General features: G+C 68.5%; 12 protein-coding genes. 7 read left to right on the top strand and 5 right to left on the bottom strand.

Going from position 1 to position 13,948, the window contains the following annotated elements:
- Positions 1-111: 111 nt before the first annotated feature.
- A complete protein-coding gene (locus BU28_RS0104500) occupies positions 112-1,266 on the bottom strand; it encodes a phosphoserine transaminase (RefSeq protein WP_028718402.1) in 1,155 nt (384 codons plus the stop codon).
- Between the two features lie 207 nt (positions 1,267-1,473).
- On the opposite strand from BU28_RS0104500, the gene serB reads away from it, so the two are divergent.
- From serB to BU28_RS0104515, 3 genes are all read left to right on the top strand, one after another.
- Positions 1,474-2,349 (top strand): phosphoserine phosphatase SerB, encoded by an 876-nt coding sequence (serB, locus tag BU28_RS0104505; RefSeq protein ID WP_028718403.1) that lies wholly within the window; start codon positions 1,474-1,476, stop codon positions 2,347-2,349.
- Positions 2,350-2,428: 79 nt separating this feature from the next.
- Positions 2,429-3,121, top strand: coding sequence for a CDP-alcohol phosphatidyltransferase family protein (locus BU28_RS0104510; RefSeq protein WP_028718404.1), 693 nt, complete (start codon positions 2,429-2,431; stop codon positions 3,119-3,121).
- Positions 3,122-3,149: 28 nt separating this feature from the next.
- Positions 3,150-4,616, top strand: a complete 1,467-nt coding sequence (locus BU28_RS0104515; RefSeq protein ID WP_028718405.1) for an ABC transporter substrate-binding protein — start codon at positions 3,150-3,152, stop codon at positions 4,614-4,616.
- Between the two features lie 107 nt (positions 4,617-4,723).
- Here BU28_RS0104515 and BU28_RS0104520 read toward each other — a convergent pair whose 3' ends face one another.
- The 4 genes from BU28_RS0104520 to BU28_RS0104535 all read right to left on the bottom strand — a co-directional run bounded on the left by BU28_RS0104520 (position 4,724) and on the right by BU28_RS0104535 (position 8,625).
- The gene (locus tag BU28_RS0104520) at positions 4,724-5,635 is read right to left on the bottom strand and encodes a lytic transglycosylase domain-containing protein (RefSeq protein ID WP_028718406.1); all 912 of its coding nucleotides are present in this window, start codon (positions 5,633-5,635) and stop codon (positions 4,724-4,726) included.
- 60 nt (positions 5,636-5,695) lie between these two features.
- Entirely contained in the window at positions 5,696-6,187 is a 492-nt protein-coding gene (locus BU28_RS0104525) for a hypothetical protein (protein ID WP_028718407.1), read from the bottom strand.
- 112 nt (positions 6,188-6,299) lie between these two features.
- The gene (locus BU28_RS0104530; protein WP_028718408.1) at positions 6,300-7,040 is read right to left on the bottom strand and encodes a L,D-transpeptidase; all 741 of its coding nucleotides are present in this window, start codon (positions 7,038-7,040) and stop codon (positions 6,300-6,302) included.
- A 283-nt stretch (positions 7,041-7,323) separates the two neighbouring features.
- Positions 7,324-8,625: a D-amino acid dehydrogenase gene (locus tag BU28_RS0104535; RefSeq protein ID WP_028718409.1), complete on the bottom strand. Its 1,302-nt coding sequence runs from the start codon at positions 8,623-8,625 to the stop codon at positions 7,324-7,326.
- 243 nt (positions 8,626-8,868) lie between these two features.
- On the opposite strand from BU28_RS0104535, the gene BU28_RS0104540 reads away from it, so the two are divergent.
- From BU28_RS0104540 to BU28_RS0104555, 4 genes are read left to right on the top strand one after another with little or no spacing between them, the layout of a single operon-like run.
- Positions 8,869-10,503, top strand: a complete 1,635-nt coding sequence (locus BU28_RS0104540; RefSeq protein ID WP_028718410.1) for an MFS transporter — start codon at positions 8,869-8,871, stop codon at positions 10,501-10,503.
- 50 nt (positions 10,504-10,553) lie between these two features.
- Entirely contained in the window at positions 10,554-11,495 is a 942-nt protein-coding gene (locus BU28_RS0104545) for an ABC transporter permease (protein ID WP_028718411.1), read from the top strand.
- Positions 11,492-12,304 carry an ABC transporter permease gene (locus BU28_RS0104550; RefSeq protein WP_028718412.1) on the top strand — a complete coding sequence of 271 codons (813 nt, stop codon included), beginning with the start codon at positions 11,492-11,494 and terminating at the stop codon, positions 12,302-12,304. Before BU28_RS0104545 ends, BU28_RS0104550 begins: the two co-directional genes overlap by 4 nt.
- A complete protein-coding gene (locus tag BU28_RS0104555) occupies positions 12,301-13,881 on the top strand; it encodes a dipeptide ABC transporter ATP-binding protein (RefSeq protein ID WP_028718413.1) in 1,581 nt (526 codons plus the stop codon). The genes BU28_RS0104550 and BU28_RS0104555 overlap by 4 nt, the downstream gene beginning before the upstream one ends.
- Positions 13,882-13,948 lie beyond the last annotated feature (67 nt).

Below are 13,948 nucleotides of genomic sequence, written 5' to 3' on the forward strand. Positions count from 1 at the left end.
CTCTATCCTCTGGATATGCAGGAACGGGCAGGACCCACGGGCCCCGCAACGATCATTCTTTCTTGTCTAAATATCCCGGGGGTCCGGGGGCAGCGCCCCCGGTCCGGCAGATCAGGCGGGAACGGCCTGCGCCGCGATCTCGGACTCGAAGGCGTATTCGATCCAAGGCATCAGCGCCGCCACATCCGAGGTCTCGACGGTCGAGCCGCACCAGATCCGCAGTCCGGCCGGCGCATCGCGATAGGCGCCGGCGTCCAGCGCCACGCCTTCCTTCTCCAGCCGCTTGGCGACGGCCTTGGCAAAGGCGGCGCCGTCCTTGATGCGCGGATCGGTGAACTTCAGGCAGACCGAGGTGGTCGAGGCGGTGGCCGGGTCCTCGGCCAGGTCGGCGATCCAGTCACGCGTGGCGATGAAGTCGCGCACCGCCTTCGCATTGGCCTCGGCCCGCGCGATCAGGGCCTTGCGCCCGCCCAGGCCTTTCGCCCATTTCAGCGCCACCAGGTAATCCTCGACACACAGCATCGAAGGCGTGTTGATGGTTTCGCCCTTGAAAATGCCCTCGATCAGCTTGCCGCCCTTGGTCATGCGGAAGATCTTCGGCAGCGGCCATGCTGGCGTATAGCTCTCCAGCCGTTCCACCGCGCGCGGCGACAGGATCAGGATGCCATGCGCGCCCTCGCCGCCCAGCACCTTCTGCCAGGAGAACGTCACCACATCGAGCTTGTCGAAGGGCAGTTCCATCGCGAAGGCGGCACTGGTCGCGTCGCAGATGGTCAGCCCGGCGCGGTCGGCCGGAATGGCGTCGCCGTTCGGGACGCGCACGCCCGAGGTGGTGCCGTTCCAGGTAAAGACCACGTCGCTGTCGAAATCGACCTGCGCGAAATCCACGATCTGGCCGTAGGGCGCCTTGCGCACCGTGGCGTCCAGCTTCAACTGCTTGACCACATCCGTGACCCAGCCCTCGCCGAAGCTTTCCCAGGCCAGCATCTCGACCGGGCGGGCGCCCAGCAGCGACCACAGCGCCATCTCGACCGCGCCGGTATCGGATGCGGGGACGATGCCGATGCGATAGTCGGCCGGCACGCCCAGGACCTCGCGGGTCAGGTCGATGGCCTCGGCCAGCTTCGCCTTGCCCACCGCCGCACGGTGCGAGCGGCCCAGCGGCGCGTCGGCAAGCATGTCCAGAGAATATTGGGGGATCTTGGCGCAGGGGCCCGAGGAAAAGCGCGGATTGGCCGGACGCGCGGCCGGGGCAGTCATGCTCATTATGTGTAGCCTTCCAGCTAGATAGCGCCGCGTTGGGGCGGCGTGTCCCAAGGACGCCTCTACAACCCGCCGCGGATTCCCGCAAGGAAAATGTGCAAGGGATGCTTGCGACAGGATCATGGCAGGATTCCGCCGCATTGATCCGGGCAGGCGCTTTGGCTAGTGCTGCGCGCAGAACCGGCGCAGAACCAATCCCTGAGGGTCCCCATGTTCACCATCACCGTCCTTGCCGCCCCCGGGCGCGCCGATCTTGGCACCGCCCTGGTCGAGGAACTGCGCCTGATCTGGGGCGGCGGCCACGCGATCTGGCTGAACCACGGCATCGCGGCCGAATTTCCCGTCGCCGTGCGCCCGGCGAACTTCTGGCAGGTGTGGGAAAACTTGCAGGCCAAGGGCTTCGACCTTGCGATCCAGCCCACGCAGGGTCGGCGCAAGGCGGTTCTGCTGGCCGACATGGATTCGACCATGATCCGCCAGGAATGCATCGACGAACTGGCCGATTTCGCAGGCGTCGGCGAACGCGTGGCCGACATCACTGCCCGCGCGATGAACGGAGAGCTGAACTTTCACGAGGCGCTGATCGCCCGCGTCGCGCTGCTGGCGGGCCTGGACGAATCAGCCATTGGCGCCGTGCTCGACGACCGCATCACGCTTGCCCCCGGCGGGCGCGAACTGGTCGCGACCATGCGGGCGCAAGGGGCGTATACGGCGCTCGTCTCGGGCGGGTTCACGGTCTTTACCGGGCCGGTGGCCGCCGCGCTGGGCTTTGACGAACACCGCGCGAACACGCTTTTGGCCGACCAGGGCGTGCTGACCGGCCATGTCGGCCTGCCTGTCCTGGGCCGCGAGGCCAAGATCGAGGCGCTGCAAGACATCACCGCCGCACGCGGCCTGACCCCGGCCGACGCCATTGCCGTGGGCGACGGGGCGAACGATCTGGGGATGCTGCAGCTTGCGGGCACCGGCGTCGCACTGCACGCCAAGCCCGTCGTCGCGGCCCAGGTCGACCTGCGCATCAACCATGGCGATCTGACGGCGCTTCTGTATCTGCAGGGCTACGGGGTCGAGGAATTCGTGTCCTGATCGCCTGTCCCGCGCCATGAGGCCGCCGCTCGGCGCTCACGAACTTGCGAACATGACCTTTCAGTGACAGAACCATGGGATGAAACCTCGCGTCAAAGCCCTGTCCGTGCATCTTCTGACCGCCACCGGCGCGGTCCTGTCGATGCTTGCCCTGCTGGCCGCCGCCAATGCGGAATGGTCGTCGATGTTCCTCTGGCTGGTCATCGCGCTGATCGTCGACGGCGTAGACGGGCCGCTGGCTCGGCGCTACCAGGTCAAGAAGAACTGGCCGACCTATGACGGCGTCCTGATGGACCTGATCATCGACTACCTGACCTATGTGTTCATCCCGGCCTATGCGCTTTTCATGTCGGGGCTGCTGCCCGGCTGGACTGGCTGGATCGCGATCATCGCCATCACCTACGGCAGCGTGATCTATTTCGCCGACACACGGATGAAGACGCGCGACTATTCCTTCGCGGGCTTTCCGGCCTGCTGGAACATGGTGGTGCTGGTGCTGTTCGCGCTGAAACCCAGCTTCTGGGTGATCCTGCTGATCGTGGTGGCGCTGACCGTGACCATGTTCACCAACGTCAAGTTCATCCATCCCGTCCGCACCCGCCGCTGGCGCGCGATATCATTGCCGGTCTGCGCGGCCTGGGTGGTCTTCGCGGTCTGGGCCGTGATGGTCGATTTCCACCCGGAAAGCTTTGCGCGCTGGGGCCTGCTTTTGACCTCGCTCTGGCTGCTTTGCGCGGGCTTTGTCCAGCAACTGACCGAAAAGCGCGCCTGAGCCGCGCATTGTTTGCGAAAGGCCTGCCATGACCATCCGTTTCATGCTGTCTCTGACCCTTGGCCTTGCTGCGGGCGGGGCCATGGCGCAAGACAGCATCACCCTGGGCATGGTGCTGGAACCCCCGAACCTGGACCCGACTGCGAACGCGGCGGCGGCGGTCGACGAAGTGGTCTATGGCAACATCTTTCAGGGCCTGACCCGGATCGCCCCTGACGGCACGGTCCAACCCGCCCTGGCCGAAGGCTGGGAGGTCCAGGACGGCGGTCGGACCTATGTCTTTCACCTGCGGCCGGGCGTAACCTTTCACGACGGCAGCGGCTTTGACGCGCAGGACGTGATCTTTTCGCTGGATCGCGCCCGCGCGCCCGAAAGCACCAACGCGCAAAAGGCCCTGTTCGCGGGGATCAAGACCGTGACCGCGCCCGACCCGCAGACCGTGCGGGTCGCGCTTTCCGCCCCCGACGGCGCTTTCCCCTTCAAGATGGCCTGGGGCGACGCGGTGATGCTGGATCCCGCCACCGCCGCCCAGGCAGCGACGCGGCCCGTGGGCACCGGCCCGTTCCGCCTGGCCGAATGGAAACGGGGCGATCACGTCACGCTCGAAGCCTTCGACGGCTTCTGGGGCCCGAAGCCCGCGATCCGGCAGGCGACCTTCCGCTTCATCCCCGATCCCAGCGCGGCCTTTGCGGCGCTGATGGCGGGCGATATCGACGCCTTCCCGATCTATCCCGCGCCAGAGACGCTGCCCCAGATCCAGGCCGATCCACGCTTCAAGGTGCTTGTCGGCACGACCGAGGGCGAGACCATCCTGGCCATGAACCACAAGACCCCCGCCCTGGCCGACAGGCGCGTGCGCGAGGCGATCGCCCATGCCATCGACCGCGACGCGCTGATCGACGGTGCGATGTATGGCCATGGCACGCCGATCGGCAGCCATTTCGCCCCGCATCACCCCGACTACGTCGACCTGACGGGGCTTTCCGCCCATGATCCCGAACGCGCCAGGGCACTCCTGGCCGAGGCGGGCGCGACCGACCTGACCCTGCGCCTGGCCCTGCCGCCGCCGCCCTATGCCCGCCGCGGCGGCGAGATCATCGCCGCCCAACTGCGCGCCGTGGGGATCGAGACCACGATCACCAACATGGAATGGGCGCAATGGCTGGAGCAGGTGTTCAAGAACGCCGATTACGACCTGACCGTCATCAGCCATGTCGAGCCGATGGATATCGGCATCTATGCCCGGCCGGACTATTATTTCAACTATGCCAATCCCGCCTTCAACGACACCATGGCGCGGCTTGACGCGGCGACCGACCCCGCCGCGCGCTCGGACCTGCTGAAACGGGCCCAGCAGATCCTGGCCGAGGACCATGCCAACGCCTTCCTGTTCCAGCTGCCCAAGATCGGCGTCGCCAAGGCCCAGATCCAGGGCCTGTGGGAAAACGCGCCCATGCCGGCCAACGATCTCGGCGAGGTCCGCTGGAGCGACTAGCGGCACCGCCGGATTCGGGTATTTGAAGAACGGTGAAGACCGGGCGCGCGCCAGGTTCTCTCTGTTTTCCAAATTCCCATGCGATGCCGGCAACGGGTGCCGGGCGTTCAGTTCTTGAGCACGATGCAGCGGCCGCCAAAGCTGCGCAGCCGGGTGCAAAAGGCAAAGGCCTCGTTCTTGGACGAATAGCCGATCTGTGCCGTATAGACCTTGCGCGGCCCGCCCGAGACGCGGCGCCGCACATAGCTGACCCGCTTGCCGCCCAGAATCGGGCGCAGCACCTTGTTCAGCCGCGCCACCTGCCCCGTCACGCCGGACTGGCTGGCATGGGTGGCGACGATGACGCCCCAGGGCCAGGCATGGTCCGGGGTCTGGAACTCGCGCAGCTTGCGCCGCCCGGCCAGATCCACGCAGGCAGCATAGAACGGACGCTCCTTGTCCAGGCGCAGGTCGGGGTTGCTGGCGGGCTTTTCGCGCCAGTTCCAGGCGGTCAGCCCGGTGATCGCCTGGACATAGTCCTGCGTTTCCCATGGCAGGTTGCCGCCTTGGGACAGGAAGCGCGCGGCCCGGTTCTCGCCGCCGTTATAGGCGACGGCGGCCAGCCCGACGCTGCCGAAGCCGTCTGCCAGCTTGCGCAGGTAGCGGGCCGAGGCGGCGATGGCCTTGGCCGGGTTGAAGGGATCGTCCAGCCCCACCAGATCGGCGGTGCCCGGCATGAACTGCGCGATGCCCATCGCGCCGACCGGGCTGACGGCATTGGCCTCGAACAGGCTTTCCTTCCACAGCAGGCGGGCAAAGAAATGCGGGTCCAGCCCGTTCTGACCCGCCGCCCGCTCGATGGTCGAGCAGACATCGGGAACATAGTTCGACACCGAGATGCAGAGCCGCGCATCGTCGGTGCAGCGGGACTTGGACGACGGGCGCGGCGCCGGGATGCCATGCAGGGCATCCAGCGCCTCATAGGCGGATGCGGGGGCGACGGACAGGATCGCGATCAGGGCAAGGGCCAGACGGAGCATCGATTCCTCGGCGGCAGGTCTTGCCTTGCGATAGCAAAGGAAAGCGCGGTTGAAAACGCCTCAGGCGTCCTTCTGCGCCTTGCCGGCCTTGCCCTTCTTGCCGGGCTTGGCGGGCCCCGCCCCGGGCTTCGCGGTCTTGCGCTGCGCCTTTTCGGCCTGCTTGGCGGCCTTTCTTTCGGCGCGCTCGGCTGCGTTCACGCGTTTCTTTTCAGCGCGCTCGGCCTCCTTGCGGGCCTTTTCCTCGGCCTTGGCGGATTTGTCGGGCTTGCCTGGTTTCGCCGCCTTGGCGGCCGGCACCTTTGCCGGCTTGGCCCCGGCGGGTGCCGCATCGGCCTTGCGGCCGCGCTTTTCGTCGGCGGCGCGGCGAATCGCCTTGGCCACGGCCTTTTGCCGGGCAGGCTCGGCCGGGGCCGCCTTCAGGGCGCGCAGGTCTCGCAGCAGGGCGGCCAGCGCCTTGTCGTCCAGCAGGCGCAGCGCCGAAGGCTGGGTCCGTTCGTCGATGGCCGCCAAATCGGCCAAAGACGCGGGCTGGGAATCGGTCTGCTGGGACATCGGTCGCTCCTGTAGGATCTGTGCGAATGATCTGCCACGCCGGAACCCGTCCCGCCAGACGAAAACACCCCGGCCGCGCGGGCCGGGGTGCGATCGGGCCGGGTGCTGCCTGTCAGCGCGGCAGGCTCGCGGTCTGCGCCGCCCCAGCCGGTTGCAGATAGCCGTCCGGCATCTCGACCAGGGGACCCTCCAGCGCCAGGCTTTCGGCCTGGGTGCGAACCTTGACTGGGGTGCCGGTCGGCACTTCCTCGAACAGGTCCATGATGTCCTGGTTGAACATGCGGATGCAGCCGGCCGAGGTCGCCTTGCCGATCGAGGACGGATCCATCGTGCCGTGGATACGATACAGCGTGTCGCGCCCGCCCTTGTAGAGATAGAGCGCACGCGAGCCCAGCGGGTTGTCGATCCCGCCGCCCAGGCCGTTCTTCAGCGGGCCGTAAAGGTCGGGCATGGTCCGCACCATGTTGGCGGTGGGCGTCCAGCTGGGCCAGGCCTGCTTGCGGTTGATCGTGGCCGTCCCCTGGAAGTTCTTGCCGGCCTGGCCCACGGCAACGCCATAGCGCATCGCCTCGCCCGGGGCGATGACGTGGTACAGGAAGCGCGCGTAGGGATCGACGACGATGGTGCCCGGCTCCTCGGGACCGTTGTAGGCGACGCGCTGGCGGGTGTTGCGGTCGGTCAGATAGGCCTTGCGGACGGCATGGATCTCGATCGGCTCGCCGGACGGGCCGCTGTCGGTGCGCGCACCGTAGACGCCCGAGGCGACCGCCGGGTTCGATGTGACCGTCGGGGCCGAGGGCGCGCAGGCCGCCAGGCCCAGGACCGTGGCCAGCAGCAGCGAAGCTATTCGCATGGTTGTTCCCCTTTGTAAGGCGGCGCGGCGCGGGGCGCGCGCGACCGCTGGCAGCATTGCGATTCGTCGGGACGCGCAACACGGGGCCGAGCAGAGGCCCCTTGCGCATCGAATCCTCTCAACAGTCCTTCGCGGCCCGGTGGCGTCAAGGACAAGCCTTTGTGAACGCGCGCATTATGTCAGAACTGTTGCGCAATCGCTGGCTGCACGGGGGTTTTGGCCCGTTCCCGGCGCGGCTGCGGAACCCCCCGCGCCGGGCAGCGTTTCCTGCGGTGGTACGCCCTCAGGCGTGGACCGGCTTCATCCGGGCGTTCAGGCGGGCCTTGGCGCCCCTGAGATAGCGGGCATAGCCCAGATCCTCGGATTCGATGTCGGGGGTGCGCCCCGAGATCAGGTCGGCCAGCAGCCGCCCCGAGCCTGCCGACATGGTCCAGCCCAGCGTACCGTGGCCGGTGTTCAGATACAGGTTCGGGATCGGCGTCGCCCCCACGATCGGGGTGCCGTCGGGCGTCATCGGCCGCAGCCCGGTCCAGAACGTCGCCTGGGCCGGATCGCCCGCGCCGCCGAACAGTTCGGTGACGGACTTCGCCAGCGTCTCGCGCCGGCGGGGGTTCAGGCTCAGATCGTAGCCCGCGATCTCGGCCAGACCGCCCACGCGGATGCGGTCGCCCAGGCGCGTGATGGCGATCTTGTAGGTTTCGTCCATCACGGTCGAGACGGGCGCGCGGCTTTCGTCCAGGATGTCGATGGTCAGCGAATAGCCCTTCAGGGGATAGATCGGCAGCTTCAGCCCCAGATGGCGCACCAGCTGCGGCGAATGGGGGCCCAGTGCCAGCACATAGCGGTCCGCGGTGATCCGGCCCTGGTCGGTCAGGACGCCGGTGATGCGCCCGGCCTCGGCCTCGAGCGCCCGGATGTCGACGCCCCAGCGGAAGGTGACGCCGGCCGCCGCTGCCATCTCGGCCAGGCGGTTGGTGAACTTGAAGCAATCGCCGGTCTCGTCGCCGGGCAGGCGCAACCCGCCGACGATGCGGTCGGCCGCGCCGGCCAGCCCCGGTTCGGCGGCGACACAGCCGGCGCGGTCCAGCACTTCGAAGGGAACGCCGTCGGCGCGCAGCACCTCGATGTCCTTGCCGGCGCCATCCAGCTGTTCCTGCTTGCGGAACACCTGCAGCGTGCCCTGGGTGCGTTCGTCGTAATGGATGCCGGTTTCGGCGCGCAGCGCGCCCAGACAGTCGCGGCTGTATTCGGCGATGCGGACCATGCGGCTTTTGTTCACCACATAGGCGTCATGGGTGCAGTTCGCCAGCATCCGGGCCATCCAGCCCAGCCGGTGCATGTCCAGCCGCGGTTGCAGGACCAGGGGCGCGTGGCGCTGGAACATCCATTTCAGCGCCTTCAGCGGCACGCCCGGCGCCGCCCAGGGCGAGGAATAGCCGGGCGAGATCTCGCCCGCGTTGGCATAGCTGGTTTCCAGCGCGGGACCGGCCTGGCGGTCGACGACTGTGACCTCGTGCCCCGCCTTGGCCAGATACCAGGCCGAGGTGACGCCGATGACGCCCGCTCCCAGAACAACGATCTTCATGTCCGCGCACCTTTCGCCAGAGATTGTCCCAAGGATAGCGCATGGCAAGGAAATGAAATCCCGATCTGCGGCGTTCTGCCGCAGGATCGTGCATGATTATTCGACGATTTAACATTTTCTTGAAAACTTCTTCGATGAACGCACAACTAGCCGGGCAATGTGCGCTGTCCTGGGCCAGAATCGCCCCGGTTGCCCCCGCCGGCAGGCCTGCCTAAGGTCTGCTGCGCAGCCACGTTGGATCCGATGCAAGCCAAGCCCCGCAAAAGCGCCTTTGCCCCCTTTCGCCATGGCGACTTCCGCCTGCTGTGGAGCGCCACGCTGATCTCGAACTTCGGCGGTCTGGTGCAGGCCGTGGGCGCGGCCTGGATGATGACGCAACTGACCGATTCGGCCACGCTGATCGCGCTGGTGCAAGCATCGAACACGCTGCCGATCATGCTGTTTGCGCTGGCTTCGGGGGCGCTGGCCGACAATTTCGACCGCCGCACGCTGCTGTTGGGGGCGCAGTTCTTCATGGCGGCGGTCTCGCTGGTGCTGGCGGTGCTGACCTGGCAAGGCTGGATGACACCCGTTCTGCTGCTGACGCTGACCTTCCTGATCGGGGTGGGACAGGCGGTCTACAACCCGCCCTGGCAGGCCAGCATGGGCGACCTGGTCCCGCGTGAGGATCTGCCCGCCGCCGTCACGCTGAACTCGGTCGGCTTCAACCTGATGCGCAGCGTGGGCCCTGCGGCGGGCGGCATCATCACCGCGGCCTTCGGCGCTGCGGCGGCATTCGCGGTCAACGCGGCCAGCTATGTGCCGCTGCTGGGCGCGCTGCTGCGCTGGCATCCCCGCACGCCCGAACGGCTGACCACGCGCGAGCCCTTCCTGTCGGCCGTCGGCGCCGGGCTGCGCTATGTCGCGCTGTCGCCGAACCTGGTGCGGGTGCTGTCGCGCGGCGCGCTGTTCGGCTTTGCCGCGATCTCGATCCTGGCGCTGCTGCCCCTGGTCGCGAAAAGCCACCCCGAGGGCGGCTCGCTGCTGTTCGGCCTGCTGCTGGGTTGCTACGGCCTGGGCGCGATCTCGGGCGCGCTGGTCAACCCCCGCATCCGCGAGCGGCTGAACAACGAAAACATCGTCCGCATCGCCTTTGCCGGCTTTGCGCTGTCGGCCCTGGTGCTGGCTTTCACCGATCACGTCTGGATGCATGCGCTGGCCATGCTGCCCGCCGGGGCAAGCTGGGTGCTGGCGCTGTCGCTGTTCAACGTGACGGTGCAGCTTTCGACGCCGCGCTGGGTCGTGGCGCGGGCGCTGGCGCTTTACCAGACGGCGACCTTCGGCGGCATGGCCATCGGCAGTTGGGTCTGGGGCGCCATCGCATCGGACCAGGGCATCGACGCGGCGCTGGCCTGTGCCGCCGTGCCGCTGATCCTGGGCGCGATCCTGGGCCACTGGTTCCGGGTGCCCGAATTCGGCACGCTGGATCTGGACCCCGTGAACCGCTTTCGCGAACCGGAACTCAAGCTGGACCTGCGCGGACGGTCGGGCCCGATCATGATTCTGATCGACTATCGCATCGACCAGAAGGACGTGCCCGAATTCCTGCGCCTGATGGCCCGGCGGCGCGACATCCGCCGCCGCGACGGCGCGCGCAACTGGGCGCTGCTGCGCGATCTGGAGCACCCCGAGATGTGGTCGGAAAGCTATCACATCGCCACCTGGGACGAATACGTCCGCCACAACCTGCGCCGCACCAAGGCCGATTTCGAAAGCTACGAGGACCTGCACCGGCTGCACTGCGGCCCCGAGCCGCCGCAGGTCCACCGCATGATCGAACGCCACAGCGTCGATCCCGGCGACGACCTACCGCTGATCGGCAAGCTGGAACTGCCCTGAAAGACAGCAGCCCGCTTTACCCGGCACGGCCGCACGTCTAGCCTGCCGCCATGCGCCGCTATCTGATCCGCCGCCTGATCGTGCTGGGCCTCAGCCTTGCTGTGGCCTCGGCGGCGATTTTCGGCGTGGTGGCGCTGGTGCCGGGGGATCCGGCCAGCTTCATGCTGGGCACCGGCGCGCAGCCCGACACCCTGGCCGCGCTGCGCCAGCAGATGGGCCTGGACCTGCCCTGGCCGCTGCGCTACGCGCGCTGGCTGGGCGGCGTCCTGACCGGCGACCTGGGCCAAAGCCTGACCTACAAGACGCCGGTGGGCGGCATGATCTTGGAACGGATGCAGGTCTCGCTGCCCCTGGCGCTGATGGCGCTGGCGGTGGCGGTGGCGATCGCCTTTCCCGTCGGCACTCTGTCGGCCGCCCGCCACGGCCGGGTCGCCGACACGGCGCTGATGGCCGGGGCGCAGATCGGCATCTCGCTGCCGAACTTCTGGTTCGCGATGCTGCTGGTCCTGGTCTTTGCGGTGAACCTGCGCTGGCTGCCGGCGGGCGGCTTCCCAGGCTGGGATCATCCGCTGGCCGCGCTGCGGGCGCTGATCCTGCCCAGCATCGCGCTGGCCCTGCCTCAGGCCGCGATCCTGGCGCGCGTGCTGCGCGCGGCCCTGGTCGAGACGCTGGGCCAGGACTATGTCCGCACCGCCCGCGCCAAGGGGCTGAGCCCGCGCCAGGCGCTGCTGCGCCATGCGCTGAGGAATGCGTCGATCCCCGTCCTGACCATCCTGGGGATGCAGTTCTCCTTTCTGCTGGCCGGCGCGATCATCATCGAGAACGTGTTCTACCTGCCCGGCCTCGGCCGGCTGATCTTTCAGGCCATCACCCAGCGCGACCTGGTCGTGGTGCAGGGCGCGGTGCTGGTGCTGGTCGCGGCCGTGATCCTGGTGACATTCCTGGTCGACCTGGCTTACGCCGCCGTCGACCCCCGGCTGCGCCGCGCATGAGGGGGTCGCTGATCCTTGGCCTTGCGCTGACGGGGCTTGCGCTGCTGGCGGCGGGGCTCAGCTTCCTGTGGACGCCGGGGGACGTGACCCAGCTTGCCATCGCGGACAAGCTGCAACCGCCCTCGGGCCGGCACTGGCTGGGGACGGACCAGCTGGGCCGCGACATGCTGTCGATGGTCATGGTCGGCGCCCGGGTGTCCATCGCGGTGGCCCTGGTCGCGGTGGGCATCGGGCTGGGCCTGGGCCTGCCGCTAGGCCTTCTGGCCGCCGCCCATCCCGGCACCTGGATCGACGAGGCGGTGATGCGCGCCAATGACCTGGTCTTTGCCTTCCCAAGCCTCGTCATCGCGATCCTGATCACGGCGGCGCTGGGACCGTCCGCGCTGAACGCGATCATCGCCATCGGCATTTTCAACGTCCCGGTCTTTGCCCGCGTGGCGCGGGGCGCGGCGCTGCCCCTCTGGACGCTGGATTACATCCGCGCCGCCCGGGTGGCGGGCAAGGGCGCGGCCCGCATCAGCCTGCAGCACGTCCTGCCCAACATCGCCCCCGTGCTGATCGTGCAGGCCACGATCCAGTTCAGCCTGGGCATCCTGGCCGAGGCGGGCCTGTCCTATGTCGGCCTTGGCGCGCAGCCCCCCACCCCCAGCTGGGGCCGCATGCTGGCCGAGGCGCAGACCCTGACCGCGCTTGCCCCCCATGTCGCCATCGTGCCGGGCCTTGCCATCATGCTGACGGTGCTGGGGCTGAACCTGCTGGGCGACGGACTGCGTGACGCGCTGGACCCCCGGCGGGAGCGCGCCCGGTGATCCGGGTCCGAAACCTGGGCGTCACGCTGGGCGGGCAGGCGCTGCTGCAGGGCCTGGACTTGGACCTGGCGCCGGGACGGATCACGGCGCTCGTCGGCGAAAGCGGCTCGGGCAAGTCGCTGGCGGCACTGGCGATGATCGGCCTTTTGCCCCGCGGCATGACGCCCGAGGGCCGGGTCGAGATCGACGGCCAGGACATCCTTCCCCTGCCCGAACGCGCGCTGTGCCGCATCCGGGGCCGGCGCATCGGCATGGTCTTTCAGGAACCCATGACCGCGCTGAACCCGCTGATGACCATCGGCGACCAGGTCGCCGAGACGCTGCGCCTGCACCTGGGCCTGCATCGCGACAAGGCGCTGGAGAAGGCCCGGCTGACGCTGGACCGCGTGGGCATGCCCGGTCCCCGCTTTCCGCTGACGCTCTATCCGCACGAACTGTCGGGCGGACAGCGCCAGCGCGTCGCCATCGCGCTGGCCATCGCGCTGCGCCCCGACCTGCTGATCGCGGACGAGCCGACCACCGCGCTGGACGTGACGACCCAGGCGCGCATCCTGGACCTGATGGCCGGGCTGGTGCGGGACCAGGGCATGGGGCTGCTGCTGATCACCCATGATCTGGCCGTGGTCCAGGGACTGGCGCAGGACATCGCCGTGCTGGAACGCGGCCAGCTGGTCGAAACCGCCCCGGCGGCCGATTTCTTTGCCGGTCCCCGGCAGCGCTATTCCCGCGAACTGCTGGCGGCGGCCGCCCATCAGCCGCGGTTGGTGCTGACCCAGCCCGGCCCCCGGCCCCTGCTGGAGGTCCGGGACGTGGTGCGCGACTATGCCCTGCCCCGCGCCGGGCTGCGCGCCAGCGGGCCGGGCCGCCTTCGGGCCGTGGACGGGGCCAGCCTGACCGTGCTCGAGCGCGAATCCGTAGGGCTGGTCGGCGAATCCGGCTGCGGCAAATCCACGCTGGCCCGCGCCATCCTGGGCCTCGAACCCGTGCAGGGCGGCCGCATCCTGCTGGACGGCCAGCCCGTCTCGCCCCGCATGCCCAACGCGCTGCGCGCCCGTGTCCAGGTGGTCCTGCAGGACCCGTTCGGCAGTTTCGACCCGCGCTGGCGCGTCGAGCGTCTGGTGGCCGAGCCCTTTCACCTGACCGGCCGCCCCCCCGACTGGCGCGAGCAGGTGGCCGAGGCGCTGTTCGACGTGGGCATCCCGGGCGATGCCATGCGCCGGCGGATCCACCAGTTTTCCGGTGGCCAGCGCCAGCGGATCGCGCTGGCCCGGGCGCTGATCATCCGGCCCAGCCTGATCGTGCTGGACGAGGCGGTCAGCGCGCTGGATGTCCGCGTCCGCGCCCAGGTGCTTGACCTGCTGGTGCGGCTGCGCGTGCGCCACGGCCTGTCCTATCTGTTCATCGGCCACGACCTGGCGGTGGTGCGCCAGATCACCGACAGGGTTCATGTGATGCGGCAGGGACAGATCGTGGAAAGCGGTCCGACCACGACGGTGCTGGACCGGCCCGCCCATCCCCATACCCGCGAACTGCTGGCCGCGACGCCGCGTCTCGTGACGCAGGCCGTTCACGGATAGGTCAGACCACTTGCGGTTTCCCCCGCTTGCCCGTAACTGACCCGGCTTTCGAAGACGAAAAGGCGCC

This window comes from Paracoccus yeei ATCC BAA-599, from assembly GCF_000622145.1.
In the GTDB taxonomy this organism is placed as follows: Bacteria; Pseudomonadota; Alphaproteobacteria; order Rhodobacterales; family Rhodobacteraceae; genus Paracoccus; species Paracoccus yeei.